Origin of the sequence: Paenibacillus alba (assembly GCF_013204855.1) — a bacterium.
In the GTDB taxonomy this organism is placed as follows: domain Bacteria; phylum Bacillota; class Bacilli; order Paenibacillales; family NBRC-103111; genus Paenibacillus_E; species Paenibacillus_E alba.
Genome location: NZ_JABMKZ010000050.1, coordinates 1 through 18,885 on the forward strand (window position 1 = coordinate 1; position 18,885 = coordinate 18,885).

Annotated in this window: 15 protein-coding genes and 16 tRNA genes; 30 read left to right on the plus strand and 1 reads right to left on the minus strand. The window is 46.6% G+C overall.

From position 1 onward, the window contains the following. The first annotated feature begins 149 nt into the window (after positions 1-149). The 23 genes from HQN90_RS34210 to HQN90_RS34320 all read left to right on the plus strand — a co-directional run bounded on the left by HQN90_RS34210 (position 150) and on the right by HQN90_RS34320 (position 11,145). Positions 150-225, plus strand: a tRNA-Asn gene (locus HQN90_RS34210). A 3-nt stretch (positions 226-228) separates the two neighbouring features. Next, positions 229-320, plus strand: a tRNA-Ser gene (locus HQN90_RS34215). Positions 321-335: 15 nt separating this feature from the next. Next, positions 336-410: transfer RNA gene (locus HQN90_RS34220), tRNA-Glu, on the plus strand. Between the two features lie 26 nt (positions 411-436). Continuing rightward, positions 437-509: transfer RNA gene (locus HQN90_RS34225), tRNA-Val, on the plus strand. Positions 510-568: 59 nt separating this feature from the next. Further along, a tRNA-Met gene (locus HQN90_RS34230) sits at positions 569-645 on the plus strand. Positions 646-680: 35 nt separating this feature from the next. After that, positions 681-757: transfer RNA gene (locus HQN90_RS34235), tRNA-Asp, on the plus strand. Between the two features lie 22 nt (positions 758-779). Further along, a tRNA-Phe gene (locus HQN90_RS34240) sits at positions 780-855 on the plus strand. Positions 856-871: 16 nt separating this feature from the next. Then, positions 872-947: transfer RNA gene (locus HQN90_RS34245), tRNA-Thr, on the plus strand. Positions 948-953: 6 nt separating this feature from the next. After that, positions 954-1,035: transfer RNA gene (locus HQN90_RS34250), tRNA-Tyr, on the plus strand. A gap of 12 nt (positions 1,036-1,047) precedes the next feature. After that, positions 1,048-1,121: transfer RNA gene (locus HQN90_RS34255), tRNA-Trp, on the plus strand. Between the two features lie 24 nt (positions 1,122-1,145). After that, positions 1,146-1,218, plus strand: a tRNA-His gene (locus HQN90_RS34260). Positions 1,219-1,247: 29 nt separating this feature from the next. Beyond that, a tRNA-Gln gene (locus tag HQN90_RS34265) sits at positions 1,248-1,319 on the plus strand. Positions 1,320-1,327: 8 nt separating this feature from the next. Further along, positions 1,328-1,402, plus strand: a tRNA-Gly gene (locus HQN90_RS34270). A gap of 10 nt (positions 1,403-1,412) precedes the next feature. Next, positions 1,413-1,486 (plus strand) — tRNA-Cys (locus HQN90_RS34275). Between the two features lie 13 nt (positions 1,487-1,499). Continuing rightward, positions 1,500-1,588 (plus strand) — tRNA-Leu (locus HQN90_RS34280). An 18-nt stretch (positions 1,589-1,606) separates the two neighbouring features. After that, positions 1,607-1,685 (plus strand) — tRNA-Leu (locus tag HQN90_RS34285). A 128-nt stretch (positions 1,686-1,813) separates the two neighbouring features. Continuing rightward, positions 1,814-3,607, plus strand: coding sequence for a sensor histidine kinase (locus tag HQN90_RS34290; RefSeq protein ID WP_173227363.1), 1,794 nt, complete (start codon positions 1,814-1,816; stop codon positions 3,605-3,607). Continuing rightward, a complete protein-coding gene (locus tag HQN90_RS34295) occupies positions 3,582-5,198 on the plus strand; it encodes a response regulator transcription factor (RefSeq protein ID WP_173227364.1) in 1,617 nt (538 codons plus the stop codon). The genes HQN90_RS34290 and HQN90_RS34295 overlap by 26 nt, the downstream gene beginning before the upstream one ends. 191 nt (positions 5,199-5,389) lie before the next feature. Then, positions 5,390-6,364: an ABC transporter permease gene (locus HQN90_RS34300; protein ID WP_411830289.1), complete on the plus strand. Its 975-nt coding sequence runs from the start codon at positions 5,390-5,392 to the stop codon at positions 6,362-6,364. A 35-nt stretch (positions 6,365-6,399) separates the two neighbouring features. After that, positions 6,400-7,311, plus strand: a complete 912-nt coding sequence (locus HQN90_RS34305; RefSeq protein WP_173227365.1) for a carbohydrate ABC transporter permease — start codon at positions 6,400-6,402, stop codon at positions 7,309-7,311. Between the two features lie 71 nt (positions 7,312-7,382). After that, positions 7,383-8,951: an ABC transporter substrate-binding protein gene (locus tag HQN90_RS34310; RefSeq protein WP_173227366.1), complete on the plus strand. Its 1,569-nt coding sequence runs from the start codon at positions 7,383-7,385 to the stop codon at positions 8,949-8,951. A gap of 136 nt (positions 8,952-9,087) precedes the next feature. After that, a complete protein-coding gene (locus HQN90_RS34315) occupies positions 9,088-9,858 on the plus strand; it encodes a class I SAM-dependent methyltransferase (RefSeq protein ID WP_173227367.1) in 771 nt (256 codons plus the stop codon). A gap of 78 nt (positions 9,859-9,936) precedes the next feature. Beyond that, complete coding sequence (locus HQN90_RS34320) at positions 9,937-11,145, plus strand: ROK family protein (protein WP_173227400.1); 1,209 nt, start codon at positions 9,937-9,939, stop codon at positions 11,143-11,145. Here HQN90_RS34320 and HQN90_RS34325 read toward each other — a convergent pair. Continuing rightward, positions 11,135-11,929: an alpha/beta fold hydrolase gene (locus HQN90_RS34325; RefSeq protein WP_173227368.1), complete on the minus strand. Its 795-nt coding sequence runs from the start codon at positions 11,927-11,929 to the stop codon at positions 11,135-11,137. The genes HQN90_RS34320 and HQN90_RS34325 overlap by 11 nt on opposite strands. Positions 11,930-12,163: 234 nt before the next feature. On the opposite strand from HQN90_RS34325, the gene HQN90_RS34330 reads away from it, so the two are divergent. The 7 genes from HQN90_RS34330 to HQN90_RS34360 all read left to right on the plus strand — a co-directional run bounded on the left by HQN90_RS34330 (position 12,164) and on the right by HQN90_RS34360 (position 18,831). Next, positions 12,164-12,547: a hypothetical protein gene (locus HQN90_RS34330; protein WP_079414360.1), complete on the plus strand. Its 384-nt coding sequence runs from the start codon at positions 12,164-12,166 to the stop codon at positions 12,545-12,547. Between the two features lie 110 nt (positions 12,548-12,657). Next, the gene (locus tag HQN90_RS34335) at positions 12,658-13,893 is read left to right on the plus strand and encodes an MDR family MFS transporter (RefSeq protein ID WP_173227369.1); all 1,236 of its coding nucleotides are present in this window, start codon (positions 12,658-12,660) and stop codon (positions 13,891-13,893) included. Positions 13,894-14,020: 127 nt separating this feature from the next. Then, positions 14,021-14,743 carry a response regulator transcription factor gene (locus HQN90_RS34340; RefSeq protein WP_173227370.1) on the plus strand — a complete coding sequence of 241 codons (723 nt, stop codon included), beginning with the start codon at positions 14,021-14,023 and terminating at the stop codon, positions 14,741-14,743. Positions 14,744-14,889: 146 nt separating this feature from the next. Further along, positions 14,890-15,786 (plus strand): sensor histidine kinase, encoded by an 897-nt coding sequence (locus HQN90_RS34345; protein ID WP_173227371.1) that lies wholly within the window; start codon positions 14,890-14,892, stop codon positions 15,784-15,786. A gap of 146 nt (positions 15,787-15,932) precedes the next feature. Further along, a complete protein-coding gene (locus tag HQN90_RS34350) occupies positions 15,933-16,349 on the plus strand; it encodes a copper amine oxidase N-terminal domain-containing protein (protein WP_173227372.1) in 417 nt (138 codons plus the stop codon). Between the two features lie 436 nt (positions 16,350-16,785). After that, entirely contained in the window at positions 16,786-16,980 is a 195-nt protein-coding gene (locus HQN90_RS34355) for a hypothetical protein (RefSeq protein WP_173227373.1), read from the plus strand. 495 nt (positions 16,981-17,475) lie between these two features. Continuing rightward, a complete protein-coding gene (locus HQN90_RS34360) occupies positions 17,476-18,831 on the plus strand; it encodes a molybdopterin-dependent oxidoreductase (protein ID WP_173227374.1) in 1,356 nt (451 codons plus the stop codon). Positions 18,832-18,885 lie beyond the last annotated feature (54 nt).

Genomic DNA, 18,885 nt, shown 5'->3' on the forward strand with positions numbered 1-18,885 from the left:
GCTGACGAATACTAATCGGTCGAGGGCTTAACCAATAGCTGACTAAGCAGCAAATGAAACTACGCCAGTCGTAGTAGCGTTGATCTTACCTTTACGCACGTTTCGTATCTAGTTTTCAAGGAATAAATCCTTGTACTAAGTTTTTCTATTCCCTGATAGCTCAGTTGGTAGAGCACTCGACTGTTAATCGAGTTGTCACAGGTTCGAGTCCTGTTCGGGGAGCCATATGGAGAGGTGTCCGAGCTGGCCGAAGGAGCACGATTGGAAATCGTGTAGGCGTCACAAGCGTCTCGAGGGTTCGAATCCCTCTCTCTCCGCCACTATCTTTCTAGCAAGGCCCGTTGGTCAAGTGGTTAAGACACCTCCCTTTCACGGAGGTAACAGGGGTTCGAGTCCCCTACGGGTCACCATATATTCACACAGATTAACATCCCATGGAGGCTTAGCTCAGCTGGGAGAGCATCTGCCTTACAAGCAGAGGGTCGGCGGTTCGATCCCGTCAGCCTCCATCAAGTTTCCTTCAAAAGTGAGACTTGCAAAGCTTGGAAACGTGAATTATAATTAACGACGCGGGGTGGAGCAGCCCGGTAGCTCGTCGGGCTCATAACCCGAAGGCCGCAGGTTCAAATCCTGCCCCCGCAACCAATTTATCTTCATCATGAAGATATTTTAACTAGCATGGAGCTGTGGTGTAGTGGCCTAACATGCCTGCCTGTCACGCAGGAGACCGCGGGTTCGAATCCCGTCAGCTCCGCCATTTTTCTTCAAATGTTAAGCAAGGCTTTGTAGCTCAGTCGGTAGAGCAGAGGACTGAAAATCCTCGTGTCGGCGGTTCGATTCCGTCCAAAGCCACCATTTCTTAATTAAATACGCCGTTGTAGCTCAACTGGTAGAGCAACTGACTTGTAATCAGTAGGTTGGGGGTTCAAGTCCTCTCGACGGCACCATAGCATGGAGGCTTAGTGAAGTGGCTAAACACGGCAGACTGTAAATCTGCTCTCTCCGAGTTCGGTGGTTCGAATCCATCAGCCTCCATTTACTTTTTCTAGGGGCATAGTTTAAGGGTAGAACAAAGGTCTCCAAAACCTTTGGTGTGGGTTCAATTCCTGCTGCCCCTGCCAAAAAAGTAAAAACTTAATATTGTGGCGGTCGTGGCGAAGGGGTTAACGCACTGGTTTGTGGATCCAGCATTCGCGGGTTCAAGTCCCGTCGTCCGCCCATTATTACCTAATCAAGTATCAAGATAATGGGGATTAGCCAAGCGGTAAGGCAACGGACTTTGACTCCGTCATGCCAAGGTTCAAATCCTTGATCCCCAGTTTTATATGCGGAAGTGGCTCAGCGGTAGAGCATCGCCTTGCCAAGGCGAGGGTCGCGGGTTCGATCCCCGTCTTCCGCTCCATTATTACTAAGGCGCCATAGCCAAGTGGTAAGGCAGAGCTCTGCAAAAGCTTTACCCCCAGTTCGAATCTGGGTGGCGCCTCCACATTACCTTATAAGCCGGAGTGGCGGAATCGGCAGACGCACAGGACTTAAAATCCTGCGGTAGGTGACTACCGTACCAGTTCAAGTCTGGTCTTCGGCACCATTGTTTTACAACGTATATGCCGGCATGGCGGAATGGCAGACGCGCTCGACTCAAAATCGAGTCCGAAAGGGTGGAGGTTCGAGTCCTCTTGCCGGTATAGCAAAGAAGCTTATGAAATCAATTGATTTCATAAGCTTTTTTTATTTGTCTTGACGGCTGTCCATCACGAAGGTTACCCTAGAATTGGTATTCGGGGAAGATGTCACGTAAAGGATGCGATAGCGGTTGAACTGGAGAAAATCTCTGACTTTTAAATTTGTCGCCGGATTTGTGATCATTATTTCTCCACTTATTCTTTTCTTGTACTATAATAACCTATACGCGATTAGTGTCGTGAGGGAGCAAGTCTCAGGAGCCAACCGAAACCTGTTGGCGGATTATGTGAAGCAAGTGGATAAGCAGATGAAAGAAATCAATAATTACTTGAATTTGGTCAATGATCGCGAACCGGACGTGAATCTCTTGAATTTCATGGAGTATGGTACGGACGATTATATGCTGACGAAGCAAAAGATTTTTACGCGATTTCAGGTGGATTTGGGATACTTCCAGGTGATCGACACCATTTTTCTATATAATATCAAGGATAAAGATATTGTTCTGAATACACGATCCGACTATTACTTAAACGAGAAAGTGATCGCAGATTACATCGAACAGCATCCCAAAGATGACGAGATGCAGAAGATTGGGTCTTGGCAGCTCATTAAGGTGGGCGATGAGACCGCTTTCCTCAAACTAATCAGAAACAATAATTTAGTGGTTGGCTGTTGGATCAAGGCGAACACAGTGGCTGAGCCTTTGAAGTTCCTGGACGCGGAGAATGGCGGTGGCGGGGCTGCGCTAGTGAGTATGGAAGGCGAAGTGGCATCAGTAACCAAATTGACGGAGCAGCAAATCGCGTTGGCAGCCAAAGTGCCGGAGCAGCAAGATAAGCCGTATCAATCTGTAACCGATTACACGAAGGAGCTTTCGTATCTGCTTGTTGCTATTCCCGCAACGATGGTTCCTATCAAGTATGTTGTTCTGATTCCGGAAGCCAGCATGCTGAAGAATTTGCCCTTTTTTCGACTGGCCATTTATATTATTCCACTTGGCGGGCTGCTGATTTTATCCTTTTACTTCATTTTCGTTAGAAAAGTATTGCTAACGCCGATGAAGAAGCTTATCCGCGGGATGCAGCGCATTACGAGAGGGGATTGGGATGTTCAACTCGAACAGGACAATACGACGGAGTTCGCTTTTGTGATACGTACATTCAATAACATGGTCGGAGAAATTTCCAATTTGAAAATCGACGTCTATGAGCAGCAGCTGCTTACGAAGGAAGCCGAATTTAAACATTTGCAGGTGCAGATTAAACCGCATTTCTATTTGAATTCTTTGAACATTATTACAAGTCTCGCGGCAACCAAGCAATACGATATCATCCAGAAAATGGCCCGATATTTGGCTGAATATTTCCGATTTAATATCTCAACATCAAGACGAACAGTGACCATAGAAGCAGAGCTTAAGCATATTCAGAATTACTTGGAGATTCAGAAGCTGCGCTTCCCAGGCAAGCTGACCTATGAAATCAGCCTTCCAGAGGAGCTCGCGCATTGCTCGATGCTGCCTCTTACGATCCAAACGCTCGTAGAGAATTCTATCATTCATGGCTTTATGAATCGGCGTGAGCTTTTTACGATCAAGATTGAAGTGAGAGAAAGCCAAGTAGTTAAAGAGGGAATTAAGGAGAAAACGGTTTGGGTGCAAGTGGCTGATAATGGGGTTGGTTTTAAGCCGGAGATCCTTGATAAACTTCAAATGAATCGCTGGCACGAACATTCAGGTGAAAATGGACATCTTGGTCTTCATAATGTGTTATTAAGGCTGCAGATGCGTTATGGCGATCGGGCACAATTGTTATTCCGTAATCAGGCTGACAAAGGTGCCGTTGTACAAATCGGCATTCCGGCAATCTACTTGGAAGATGAGGCTGAGGAAAACGATGACATATCAGATTATGGTCGTTGATGATGAGTTTTATGCGGTTCAAGGCGTGACACAAGGGATTGAATGGGTGAATCTAGGGATCGAGCAGGTGTATGAGGCCTATGATGCTGAAGAAGCGAAGGAAAGGCTTCTAGAGTCTCGTATTGATGTCATGATTTGTGATATTGAGATGCCGAATATGAATGGACTTGAGCTGATTAATTGGGTAAAGGAGCATTCACCGTGGACGGAGACGATCTTCCTGACGGGGCATGCTGATTTCTCTTATACGCGAACGGCGCTGCAAGCAGGGTCTTTTGACTATATGCTGAAGCCCTTTGATTATGATGAGCTGCAGGTTGTTGTGGGGCGGGCGCTGAAGAAGATTCAGGAATCAAGGGAGGCGCAAAGCTTTCACGAGGTTCAGCAAAGATATTACTCCCTGTTCCAAACACATAAACCGCTGCTGGAGGAAAAGTTTTGGCAGGATCTCTTGGCAAGGCGGATACCGCCATCCCGCTCATCGTTAGAGTCGCTCATTGCTTTGTATGAGCTGGGCTTTTCGCCAGAGAGCTGTGTACTGCCTGTGCTGATCTCGGTGGAACTGTGGAAAAAGGAGTTAAGCGCACGCGACGAAGATATTATGGAATATGCGCTTCGCAATGCCGCAGGGGAACTGATCTTGGCGAGCGAGGATGGCGCAGTTCTGCAAGACCGCAGTGGGAATAACTTGGTGCTGTTCTACCTGCCACCGGAGCCTTCTTACAACATGAGCAGTCTCGCGCAGCGCTGCGAGCATTATATTCGTTCCTGCAACGAATATTTCTTTTGCGATTTAAGCTGCTACATGGGGGAAGCGACTGAATTTGGCAGCTTTTTGGAGATGTATGTGCAGCTGCTCGAAGCCGAACGAAGCAACGTTACTCTGTCCAATCGTGTTATCCCATTAGACGAGCATCGGGAGTCGTCCGGACAGGCGCTTTTGATACCTTGGGTGTCAGGTATTTCGGTTTTATTCGATTTGGGCAGCAGGGAAGATGTGAAGCGCAAGCTGGATGACATTTTTGCCATGCTGGAGGCAGAGCCAAGCTTAACGATTGAGACGCTGGAATCTTCGTATCATGCTTTGCTGCATATGGTGTTTCAAGTGTTTCATAAACGAGGCTTCACCTTGCAGGAAGTTTTTGCGCCACGTGATCTGTCCGACAGTGCCTCGGCAACACGCTCCCTGCTTCAGTTCAAGGCATGGTGTTACCGCATTATTCTAAATGGAATGGACTTTATCCTGCATAATGAAAAAGGCGAGGCGTCCGTCATTCACAAGATTTCCTCTTATATTGACGAGCATTTGCGAGAGGATATAACAAGGGAACAAATCGCGGAGTATGTTCATTTTAACCCGGCTTATTTATCCCGATTATTTAAAAAAGAGACGGGGAGCTCCCTGACCGATTATATTTTGGCCAAACGCATGGAGAAGTCCAAAGATTTGCTGGTCTCCTCCCAGCTCAAAATAGGGGATATTGCAGAAATTGTCGGGTATGAGAACATCCCTTATTTCACGAAGATGTTTAAAAAGTCAACTGGGCGCACGCCAAGAGAGTATCGCAAAGAACAAACAGCCTCCATATGAACGGTGAGCCATTTCCATTTGAGATGGCTCTTTATTTTGCACAAAAGGAAGATGCAGGAAGAGAAAAGTAACAAAAGTAGCAGAAATGAGGTCACAATCGGGTATAGAGTGGAACTACATTCGCTTCTATAATGAAGACATAAGAGAGAGAACACACACATACGAACTCAGAGCAGATAGGGGGAAGATCAATGAGCAAAGCAGTAGCAGGGCAATCAGCTGCCAAGATCAGTGATCCACATGAAGTTAAACCGAAGAAAATGAGTTACTTTTCGCAGAAGAAGGCCCTGTATTTCATGCTTTTACCAGGTGTGCTTTATTTATTACTGAACAATTACTTGCCGATGTTTGGCATAATTATCGCTTTTAAGAAAATCAACTATACCGATGGTATTTGGGGAAGTCCTTGGGCAGGACTAGAGAATTTCAAATATTTGTTCGCCACCGCGGATGCTTGGACGATTACACGAAATACTTTGTTGTACAACGCCGTATTTATCATTCTCAATCTTGTTTTTGGTGTTGCCATTGCTATTTTATTAAATGAAGTGAAGCAAAAGTTGATGTCCAAATTCTATCAATCGGTTGTCTTTCTCCCCTACTTCTTATCCATGGTTGTCGTTGGTTATGTGGTGCTGGGATTTCTAAGTATGGAAACAGGATTCATTAATAAATCCATTCTGGAGCCGCTTGGCTTCGAGGGCATTGACTGGTACTCCGAATCGAGTTACTGGACGCTCATTCTTCCTATCGTGAACACGTGGAAATATGTCGGATACTCATCGGTGATCTACTTAGCGGCAATCGTCGGTTTTGACCAAGAGCTATATGAAGCGGCTACACTTGATGGCGCCAGTAAAATGCAGCAGTTCCGCTACATTACGATCCCGCTTTTGTATCCCTTAATCATCATTACTACGCTGCTGGCCATAGGCCGGATCTTCTACTCGGACTTTGGACTTTTCTATCAGGTTCCCTTGAACTCAGGTACGTTATTCCCAACAACGAATGTTATCGACACTTACGTCTATCGCACGTTTCTCATTAACGGTGACATCGGAATGTCGTCGGCAGCTGGATTGTATCAAGCGATCGTTGGTTTTGTGCTCATTCTTGCCAGCAATATGCTTGTCCGACGAGTCAGCAAAGAAAATGCCTTATTTTAAACCACATATGAGGTTAGTTCTAGGGGGTTAACAAGATGTCACAAGCATCTGCGCAACATAAAAAAACTAGCGGACTTGATATATTCGTCCACATTCTCTTTATTGTCATCTCCATTCTGTGCATCGCGCCGCTTATCTTGGTGATATCGGTCTCATTCTCAGATGAAACGTCCATTATTGCCAATGGATTCAAGTTCTACCCCGAAGTATTCAGTCTAAAAGCTTATGAAATCCTATTTAAGGATTTTGAGCAAATTCTGCGCTCCTATGGCATTTCGTTATTCGTAACGATTGTCGGATCGATCTTGAGCTTACTTTTAATTGCTCTTTACGCCTATCCGTTATCTAGGGAGGATTTGAAATATCGGAATGCTTTTGCCTTCTTCATCTTCTTCACGATGTTGTTCAATGGTGGATTGGTACCATGGTATCTCGTTTACGTGAATATCCTCCATCTCAAGAATACCGTGTGGTCATTGATTTTACCGCTGCTAATGACACCATTTTTCGTCATTGTGATGCGCACCTTTTTTGCAACGACGATCCCCACCGCTTTGCTCGAATCCGCCAAAATCGATGGTGCGAGCGAGCTGAAGACATTTATTAGAATCGTTCTTCCACTGTCCTTGCCGGTTCTGGGAACGATCGCCTTATTCAATACAGTGAATTACTGGAATGATTGGTTTCTCAGCTTGGTGTTTATCAGTGACAGCCATAACATCAGCTTGCAATATTTAATGTACAAAACGCTGCTGAACATTCAGTACATTACTTCAAACTCTGCTGTTCTAAATGGGATCTCAAGCGGGGGCGGCCAAATTGATTTGCCCTCCAGAACGCTTCAAATGGCTATGGCTGTTGTTGGTATTGGACCCGTCGTTATTGCTTATCCCTTCTTCCAACGATACTTCGTAAGAGGACTAACGATTGGCGCTGTAAAAGGCTAGCCCCGGGCGCCCCCCGGTTACGATAAAGGTTAGTATTCATGTATAAAAACATATCTTAGGAGGGTTATTAGATGAAGACAATGAACAAAACAATGCTAACGACGCTTTCAGGCATGATGGCCATTAGCATGGTTCTAGCTGGGTGCGCCAAATCGAATACAACAGAAACGACAGCGGCGCCTGCGGCAACAACAGCAGCAACGGCGGCGGCTGCAGCCACACCAGAAGCTAAGCCAAGCGCCAAAACAGAGCTGGTCACTTTGTATTATCCTGGCGCTGAACAGAAAGACGTCAAATCCGTCGAAGAAGAAGCGAATAAATATTTGAAAGATAAACTCAATGCAACGATCAAAATCAATGCGATTGATTTCGGCCAATGGAACGATAAATTAAACTTGATGATTGCTTCCGGGGAAGAAGCCGATATCATTTTCACAGCAGCATGGCAAAACTACACCGTGAACGTGGCCAAAGGCGCGTTCCTGCCTTTGAATGATTTGTTGGCCAAAAACGGCCAGGATATCGTGAAAAACCTCGACCCAGCTTTCCTCGAAGGCTCCAAAATTAACGGCAAAAACTACGGAATACCAACAAACAAAGAACTTGCAGCTACACGTGGCGTGCTCCTGCGTAAGGATCTTGTTGATAAATACAAAATGGATCTGACGAACGTTAAAACGTGGAAGGACCTTGAGCCGCTTTTGAAAACGGTGAAAGACAAAGAACCGGGCATTACACCATGGTTTATTGCGAATCAAGGAAACGGCGGCAGCAGCGGTATACTGGATAACCTGGATTGGGATTATCTCGGCGATGCTTCCGTGCCAGGTGTCATTTCCAAAACGGGCAAAAATACGAAGGTACTTAATGCGCTTGAAACACCGGAATACAAAGAAGCAGCAAAGCTGATCCGTTCCTACTATAAAGCAGGCTATATCAACAAAGATGCCGCCACAACTACGGTGTTCCCCAAAGACCAAGCGAAAGCCGGCAAAGTATTCATGTGGACAGATGGACTGAAGCCAGGTAAAGATGCAGAAACAGAAGGTTATGTAGGCTTTAAGTTAACCCAGCTCGATTTGACGGTTCCCACCATTTCAACGGGGGATGCATCCGGGGCCATGCTGGCGATCTCCAAGACATCCAAGCATCCTGATTTGGCTATGAAAGTGATTAACCTTTTGCACTCGGATAAAACGTTCAATAACTTGATTAACTTCGGTATTGAGGGTAAACACTATGTGAAAAAATCAGATACGATTATTGATCTGCCTGCCGGCAAAACGGCGCAAGATACAGGCTATAACCCAGGCGCTCAATGGGAGCTTGGCAACCAGTTCTTGAACTACCTATGGACCAATGAAGATCCGAACAAATGGCAAAAATTTAAGGATTTTAACGCAAAAGGGGTAAAATCTCCTGCACTTGGCTTTGCTTTCAACAGTGAACCGGTTAAAAATGAAATCGCAGCTTGCGCTAACATCGCCAACCAATATGGCCCGGCACTGTCCGCAGGCACCGTGGATCCGGATGAAGTCATTCCCAAATTCCTCGAGAAATTGAAAGCCGCAGGTGTGGACAAAATTATCGCGGAAAAACAAAAGCAGTTGGATGCTTTTCTGGCAGCGTCGAAAAAGTAATGTTATGAATAAGGAGCCAGGTTCAAATGAACCTTGGCTCCTTATTTTTTGGGCCTAAGGCCTGCGGAATGTTTAGGCAGCAGCCTTTTTTTCGAAAATAACGCTGGAATCTGAACAAGAGCCAGCAGCCTTCCATATGGTAGAAAAGAGAATGAGATGCCATTATGGAGGTGCAAGTGCTATCGAATACCTAGATATGTTAGCTAAGCTTGGGGTGGGAAATGCGCATCCCGGGGGGTTCGGAGAGACGATTGAACAATTGAAGAAGTACCCGATAGAAAAAGGGAAGCGTGTACTGGAAGTTGGCTGTGGGACTGGAAGGACGGCATGTTATCTTGCTGAGCAGGGCTGTGAGGTAACAGCCATTGATATTCGCCCGGAAATGATTGCGAAAGCGAATATCAGAGCTGCGAAACAAGGGATACAGGTTCAGTTTCAAGTAGGTGACGTTTGCGACTTGCCTTTTGAAGACCAAACATTCGATGTGGTTATGGTGGAGTCGGTAACGAATTTCGCGGAAGCACAGAAGGCTGTAGGCGAGTACTACAGGGTGTTGAAATCGGGAGGCAAGCTTTATGATCGCGAGGTTATTCGGGTCAAGAATATGTCAGCGGGCGTGCACCGTGCACTTTGCAGCTTCTATGGCGTAAGTAAAATTTACAGCATGGAAGAGTGGCGGGAGTTGTTGGAAAAGGGGAAGTTCAGCCCCGTACAATTTTCAGGAATCCATCCCTTCCCATTGACGATGTTCGAAGATCAGGTACAGCACCCCGACCCAGTTCACTTGTCAGATAAGCAATCTTTTATGGACCCAAGGATATGGCAGCTTACGGCGAGATACGATGAGCTTGTCAGTAAGTATCACCCTTATATGGGTTACACACTAATGATAGGTTCGAAGGAATAAGGGAAGGCGAGGCAGGATTTTGGCTCCCGATGGCGAAATAGATGAGAAAGATTATCATTGGGGGCTGTTTCTTTGAATATGGATGTCATAACGGAACGAATTCCGAATCGGAAGGCCAAAGAAATCTATGACCGCATTTGTCGTCAAACGACCGTATCCAAAACAGACCTATTAGAGCAAAGCGGGATGACCGTATCTACGCTGACACGGCTGTTGGAAGAATTAACGAGCCAAGGCCTTATTCTTGAATCGGGGTTTGGGGCATCTACTGGTGGGCGTAGGCCGATTCTGTATGAGAAGAATACGGCCTACGCTTATATATTTGGTTTGGAAATATCAAGAACATTATCAAAGCTCGTTCTTGTCGACCTAGGTATGAAGAAATTAGATTCGTACAGTTGGGCGATGACGGCAGAGATGACACCGGACGCGCTTATTCGTCTGATTGCCGAAGAAGCCAATCGGATGTTGGAACAGCATCGCATTCCGAAGGCATCGCTGCTTGGTATTGGTATTGGAGCTGTCGGACCCGTGGATCGACAATCTGGGGTAATTCTGGAGCCAGCTTATTTCCAGGCTAAGGGGTGGAGGCATGTAGAGATTTGCAGGCTCCTGACAGAAACGTTAGGCATACCGGCGCTGCTCGACAATGGAGCTAATACGGCCATTTTGGGCGAGTCCTGGCATCAACGTACGCAGAGCTTCAAGCATCTGCTGTATATCCATGCCGGTGTAGGCTTACGGTCCTCCATGGTTTCCGAAGGGAAGCTAATCTACGGGGCCGTTGATATGGAAGGCTCCGTTGGTCAAATGATTATTCAAACCGACGGTGTAGCTCATCGCAATGCTTCCGGCAACTACGGAGCCCTGGAGTCCTATGCCTCCTTATATGCGATCGAGAAGGCGGCAAGGTCATCGTTTAAAAAGGGACGATCGACGATATTGTCCCATTACGTGGATGATCCGGATAAGCTGACCTATCAGCATGTTCTCGATGCACTGCGAAAAAATGATCCCCTGGTTGTGGAGATCATTACAGAAGCTGCTACCTATTTTGGCATTGGACTAGCCAATTTGTTGAATATTTTGCACCCCGAGAAAGTGATTTTAGGGGGGCCGTTAATTGCAGGCGGAGAATTGTTTTTCCAAACCGCTACCCAAGTAGCGATTCGGAAAACATATTACTACCCCGCGTATCAAGTGGTCTTCAGCAAAGGGCAGCTTGGTGAAGAAGCCCTTGCCATTGGGGCAGCCGTGTTGGTCATGAACCAATTGGTTAGGCTGTAGCGTTCTTCAAGAACTCTACGAGCAGCGCGTTGAACGCTTCCGGATTTTCCATCGGAGTCAGATGCGCAGCACCCGGAATTACATGAAAGCTGGCGTCGCTAATTTGATCAGCCATCTTGTTCATCACATCCGGAGGAGCAACGGCATCGTGTTCACCTGCAATGACGAGGGTAGGAACCGAGATCGTACTGAGCAGGTCGACCGAGTCCTCACGGAACGCCATAGCTAGACTTGCGTGGACAAGTCCTTCCCCGGCCATCGATTCCATCACAAGGCTTAGAGAATCGACAAGCGCAGGCTGATCTTGCCTTGTTTGTTCGGTGAGCAGCTTCGGCAGCATCGCATCTTTTGCCGCGGCAGCGCCTTTGTCATACAACGAAACGGCCATGTTCATCCGATTCTTCCGAGCCTCTTGTCCATCAGCTTCAGGACGCGTATTGGCGAGAATAAGGGAAGTAAATCGTGAAGGAGCTTTGCGCAGAAGTGCGAAGGCCACATATCCCCCCATGGAGAAGCCGCCCAGTGCGGCTTTTTGTATGCCCATTTTATCCATCAATGTCAAAATGTCGTCCGCATATGTGTCGATCGAAATGTTCGTTACCGGAACATCAGATTGACCCATGCCGCGCAAATCAGGTGTGATTACCCGGTAATGAGGTGCCAAGGCCTGGACTTGCGATGCCCACATGCGATGATCGAGCGGAAAGCCGTGCAATAAAATGACAGGTGCTCCTTGTCCTTCTTCCTCTACAAACAGTTCAGCTCCGATAATATGATGTTTCATGTTTTCACCCTCCAATAGTTGTTGTTCACACTCATAAAGTCCTAAATTGCGACAAATTAATAGTTCATTAGACACAATATAGTGAAAATTAGCGAAAAAGTTATGTCTTCATACTTTCATTATGGTTAACTCATACTTCTTTAACATTTGGTTGGTATTCTCAAATTATACCTTTTGTTAGTAACCATATAAAGCTAAAACGAAACATTCATTTTAAAAAGTGAGGTTATTAATATGACTAAAAAGCCGTGGTCTACACAAGAATTGGACAAGCTAATCCGCTTATCCTCTGAATGTCCGCCTGTCGTTATTGCCAGAGAATTGTCTCGTCCTGTCACATCCGTACGCAAAAAAATGCGTGAAATCGGTGTAAGTTATGTAACAGGGGAGCAATGGAAAAAAAGTCAAATTCAATATCTCATTTCAGATGAAGGAACTTCGTATAACAATAAACATAAACTGACACAAGCGCCAAAGGAAAACGAATTTGAATCCCCTGTTCTTGATGAGTTCTGGACAACCTTAGTGAAAATGGCCAGAGTAGCGAAAAAGAGGGGGAAAAGAGTGGATGTCCTTTCCTTTATCGATACATATCGCAAGATTCGTATTGGCGGGTAATAAAATGAAAGTACCTCATAAAAGGTGAAATCCGTTATAACGAGATTTTATCTTTTTCTTTTGTCTATTTCCTTCTAAAATGAGAGGACCACAGACAACCAGGAGGTAATATGCACAGAATTCCACTCTTCTCATTAATAAACAAATATGACACGGCCATTTGGGTTCGTGTTATTGGAACGATTTTAACTTCATTAGCCGGATTTATGATGAGACCTTACTTGGTTTACTATTTATATGATAAGCTGGATGGTTCCATTTTGTTATCCATGCTGATCGTCGGGCTGCAGCCGTTATGCGGAATTTTCGTGAATTTATATGCAGGCAGTTTAAGCGATCGGTATGGGCGAAAGCCAATGATTTTGGCAGCGTTGATTATCCAAGCACTCGCTGTTGGCGGGTATATGTTCGCCAGCCATGTATGGGAATTCGCGCTGATTTCGATTGTTAACGGAATTGGACACGCAATGTTTCAACCTGCGGCAAACGCACAAATCTCCGACGTGGTTCCAGAGGAGAAGCGAGCGGAAGTTTTTGCGCTTTTGCACACCGCCTTAAATATGGGCTCAGCGTTCGGACCGCTGCTTGGATTGCTGCTCTTCACTTGGAATCCGACGATTATCTTCCTTTCTTGTACGGTCGCTTTACTTGCCTACGCATGGCTTGTCATTTGGAAAGTTCCCGAAACATTGCCTGTGAAAAGCACGGAGCAAAAAGCGGCAGCGAGGAGTAAACCAAAAATCAGATGGCTGGATCACAAGCCATTGCTGTGGATCACACTGATGATGATGCCGGTTTCAGTGTTGTATGCGCAAGTTGAAACAACGTTTCCGCTGCACTTGCAGCAGCATTTTGAGAATTACAAAACGGTTTTTGCCACAATCATAACCTTTAACGGCTGCGTAGTGATCGCACTGCAATTATGGATTGCCAAGCGAACCGAGCATATCACCCCTTACATCATTATCGCCGTGTCTTATTTATTATTTGCTGTTGTGTCAATTGGATACGGATTTGTGCCAATCTTTGCATGGCTGCTTGTCGTTGAGTTTTTATTTACCATTGGTGAAATGTTGAACGGGCCGCATATTCAGAAAGTGATATCCGTTATTGCGCCTGAGGATCAAAGAGGATGGTATTTCTCCATTTTCGGCATGAATTGGCAGGTTTCTCGTGCTCTAGGGCCTGTGCTTGGTGGCTTGCTTTTTAGTCACTATGGAGGGAAAGTGATGTTTGGGATTTTGGGTGTCATTCTGGTGATTGCCGGCATTGCCCAGACCAGATACATCAGAGGACTGAATCGCAGCCAGGAGGAGTCCAGAGCAAAGGCAGTCCTCCAAGCATAAGGATGAGGTTGAAAGCTCCCGGTTCGTTAGGGAGCTTTTAAGCTTTTTAATGCTTTTGTAAGACATACGTAAGCTTCATTTCGAAAATCTGCGGTATAATAAAACCAGATTCGAGGAGGGAATACGTATGAGCTCGCTTATTCTCGTTGTAGATGATGAAACGAATATCATTGATGTGTGTACCGTGTATCTGAAGCGAGAGGGGTACGAGGTTATATCGGCGGCGAATGGCGAGGAAGCCATCCGTTTATGGCGGCTGCACAGTCCGCAGCTGATCGTGCTTGACCTCATGATGCCGGGCAAAAATGGCTGGCAAGTTTGCGAAGAAATTCGCAACGAGCAGGACGTGCCCATCATCATGTTAACAGCTCGAGGCGACGAAATGGATCGGCTCATGGGGTTGACAATGGGCGCAGACGACTACCTGACGAAGCCTTTTTCGCCGCGCGAGCTGGTGCTGCGAGCGAAAGGTATTTTGCGCAGGCTGCAGCGCAGCAAGGCGGAGGCCGTGCCCGGTGCGGTCGCGCAATTGCCCGCGCATATCATGAAATTTCCGGGCATCGAACTCAACGTGCTGCACCGCAGTGTTCGAGTGAACGGGAAGGAAATTGAGCTGACCGTGAAGGAATTTGAACTTTTGCATTTGTTCGCGGGTCATCCGGAGCAAGTATTTTCACGGAACCAATTGCTGAGCAAAGTCTGGGATATCGATTACTATGGGGATACCACGACAGTAACCGTCCATATCCGCAGACTAAGAGAGAAAATTGAGCTTAATCCTTCACAACCTCGTTACATTAAAACCGTATGGGGCATTGGGTATAAATTTGAAGGGAGGGACCCTTCCTGAAACTTCGCGTTTATTTGCTCATTGCAAGCGGTGTGAGTACCGGGATAATATTACTCACACTATTTATTTGCTATCATTATATGCTGCTGAAATGGAAAGACGTAATCCTCCTTAGCACAGTGACCTTAGGCGCGGCGGGCGTTTCCATGCTGATTCACTATTATATGACGCGTCCCTTGGAAAAGGCGATACATGCGATCACACAGGAAACAACCCAGATCTCAGAAGGACATTTCGAAGGCCAAGTACCGCAGATTGGGCCTATTGAATTTCAAAGATTAGCTGGTCAATTCAATTATATGACAGGGAAGCTGAACGAAAGCTTTCAAAAATTGCGTTCCGCAGAAGTATCTCGTAAAGAGCTTGTCGCCAACGTTTCACATGACCTGAGAACCCCTATGGCGTCCATTCAAGCCTTTGTTGAAGCTTTGCAAGATGACGTTATTCAGGATAAAGCTACCTTTGCAAGATATCTCCAAACGATTCGCCTGGAAACAGGGCGCTTAGATGGATTGATCCAAGAACTATTTAAGCTTTCTCAGTTAGATGCAGGTGGAACCGAATTCGTTCCCGAACGCTACCATGTTGATCACTTGCTGCTTGATAGCTTGCAGAGCCTAGCCTTCCAGCTGGAGGAAAAGCAACTGCAGATTGACATCGATCTGCCTGATCGACTGCCCCCCGTAGCCATCATGCCGCAAGAAATGAAGCGGGTCCTTTCTAATATTTTGGACAATGCCATAAGACATTCGCCAGTGGGCGGGACTATTTTGATTCAAGGAAAGCAACTATCAGCACCGTATGTGCAGCTCAATATACAGGATCAAGGTCAAGGTATGGAAGAAGCAGACAGCAATAAAATTTTCGATCGCTTCTATCGCGCTGACCCTTCCCGAACAAGGACGAGCGGTGGTGCAGGCCTAGGACTTGCGATTGCTAAATCGATCGTTGAGCTGCATGGAGGAACCATTGGCGTAGAAAGCCAAACAGCGATAGAAAGTCGTGGAAGCAGATTTTGGTTTACATTGCCAATTGATAAATAAGCCGCAAGAGGAGAATTCCTTCTTGTGGCTTTTTTATTGTTAGTCTCTCGTAAGGAATCTGTAATCATTTCGTTAGTGTTTCTTAAGTTCGCTGCGTTATCTTAGTTCCTAGGAAGACGTAATGAAAACTTAGGAGGAATAAGAAGATGAAAACATGGAAAAAGGTCATCACAGTAACCGTAGTAGCGTGCACACTTGCCCTGCCTACCTTGGCAAGCGCTGAAGAAATGATGAAGTCAAAGTTCGATTACAGCGGAGTTCAAACGATTACCCAAGATGGAACACAGCTTGTTCCGCTTCGTCAAGTTGCCGAGTCACTAGGCTTTAAAGTAACTTGGAACGGAGAGAATCGTTCTGTTACCTTGATGAAGTCAACCATGATGATGGAGGACAAAAGCATGGCTATGGGCACAGGCTACACGATCCGCATCGACAGCAAAACCTTTAAAGCTGGCGATATGGATAACATGCTCATGACAGCTCCGATGATCGTAAACGACATGACCTATGTACCCAAAGAATTTGTAGATACATATTTATTGAAGGAAATGATGATGAAGTAACATGTTGCAGGCTAGCTGGCATTTAGTAGAATAAAACTGAACCAGGGGTAAACTTCGATATGAAGTTTATCACTGGTTTTTCGTTGTGGAGTTGGGCTCAGTGGATTGGTGGGAAAGCGATCTATGGTCATTATCCCTGTGGCTCAGTGGTTGGTGAGAAAGCGACCTATGGCCACTATCCCTGTGGCTCAGTGTGATGAGAAGGTGATCTATGGGCACTATCCCTGTGGCTCAGTAGTTGGTGGGAAAGTGATCTATGGTCACTATCCCTGTGGCTCAGTGGTTGGTGGGAAAGCGACCTATGGACACTATCCCGTTGGCTCAGTAGTTGGTAGGAAAGCGATCTATGGACACTATCCCGTTGGCTCAGTGGTTGGTGGGAAAGCGACCTATGGACACTATCCCGTTGGCTCAGTGGTGGGTGGGAAGGCGACCTATGGTCACTATCCCTGTGGCTCAGGTGGTAGTTGGTGGGAAAGCGACCTATGGACACTATCCCTGTGGCTCAGTGGTTGGTGAGAAGGTGATCTATGGACACTATCCCGTTGGCTCAGTGGTTGGTGGGAAAGCGATTTATGGTCACTATCCCGTTGGCTCAGATGTTGGTGCCGAAAGATTCGTACGCTTGTAGGCTATCCTTTTGATTCTGGGAGCAGGTAGTTAAGGGATCGACTTTATGATTGTATAAAATAGATGATTTTAAGAAGTGAACAAGGTTTTCAATGGGAAGGTTAGTGGAAAAGGAAGCATTTCTTTTAGGTGAGATTGGATGAAGGATGTTGATTAAGACTAAGTTATTACCGTTAGGAGATAACTGGCTAAGCCGATTAGTAATCTACGATTAGGAGATAACTGGCAAAACTGATTAGTAATCTACGATTAGGAGATAACCGGCTAAGCTGATTAGTAATTAATGATGTGACAGGAGTCGGGATGTTGTTACTGAGGCAAGGGGATAGTGGTCATAGAGGATGGAAGAAAGAAATATCCCACTAACCAAATGGAATATAACGTTAATTTTAGAAATGGAGAGAAATGGTTTGAATATTAGCCTAAATGTAAGCCTTTTTTAAGATTTGTACGTTATGATAAGAGAAGTCAAAGTGTTGTTAAAGGATGTGGGGATATGGATTCGAAAAGAGGCTGGTTAAAGCAATCTTTTGGTAAGCGTTTGAATTCGATTCATAGCTGGAATGCTTGGATTTTGCTGCTTTTGACGATAACAGGCATCATACTGAGCATAGGAGCTATCCGAGGAGAGCTGGGGAGTTTGCGTGTGACGCTTAAGCAGCTTCATATTTATTTGGGGGTTGCTTCGATTGTGCTCATTGCGCTTTATGCGCCGATGATTCGGAAACATTGGCATCAGATTCGCGCGCGGCGCAATCAACGCGTGAATCTGGTATTCGTGCTCGCGCTGCTGGTCGGCTGGACAGCGTCTGGGGTCATTCTTTGGCAGTTCCGCCACCTGCCGCCGGCTCTCAACAACTCGGCACTCTTCGTGCATGACCTGCTCACCTGGGTCGGAGTGCCGTATGCAGTGTACCACGCCATCTCGCGCAGTCGATGGCTGAAGCGCCAGCAGCGGCTGGAGCAAGCCGCCGCTGCTGCTGCAAGACCGCCGGCTGCGCAGTCGGTTCCGGCAGCACCTGCGGCCGCGAGCACGCAGGCGGCAGAGCAAGTACCCGCGGCCGCAGAGGACGCCGCCGCGAAACGCACTGCAGCGCAGGCGGTTATCGCCGCGCTGAAAGAATCGCCGATCACACGCGCATCGTTCCTGCGCTTAGTCGCAGGCTTGCTGCTCGTGATCGCGGTGGGGCCGGCCTTTTATCGTTGGATAAAAGGGGCTTTTGACACCGGCGGCTCGACGACGGCCGAGTATATGGCCAGTGACGGCAATAAGATGCTGCCGCCACCGGCGCCACTTCCAGACTCCGCTGCGGTCGTGGGCGGAGGGGCAAAAGGGAATTTCCGTATTTACACGGTAACGGAAATTCCCGCGTTTTCCTCGGATACGTGGAAATTCGCGATATCCGGTCTCGTTGATCATCCCAATACGTGGAATTGGGAGGAGTTTTTGAACATGCAGCGTACGGTGCAGGTCAGTGACTTTCATTGCGTGACAGGCTGGTCGGTCTATCAATGCACATGGGAAGGCATCCCGCTCAAACAGTTGTTGGCGGCTGCAGGTGTCCAAGCCAAGGCGAAGTATGTGAAGTTTTATTCTGGAGATAAGGTATATACAGATGCACTATCCTTAGATCAAGCCAGCGGCGATGATATTATGGTCGCAGTGCTGATGGACGGGAAGCCGATTGCGCAGAAATTAGGCGGTCCTGTCCGGCTGATTGTTCCCCAGATGTACGCCTACAAATCCGTCAAATGGCTTCAAGGCATTGAGCTTATCGAGAAGGAGCACATGGGATACTGGGAAGTAAGAGGCTATGACAATGATGCTTGGGTAGATGCTTCCAAAGCATGAGCGAGAGTAGGAATGAGGCAAGGGATAACTGACTTTCCAAGTGGTTTTTGGTAT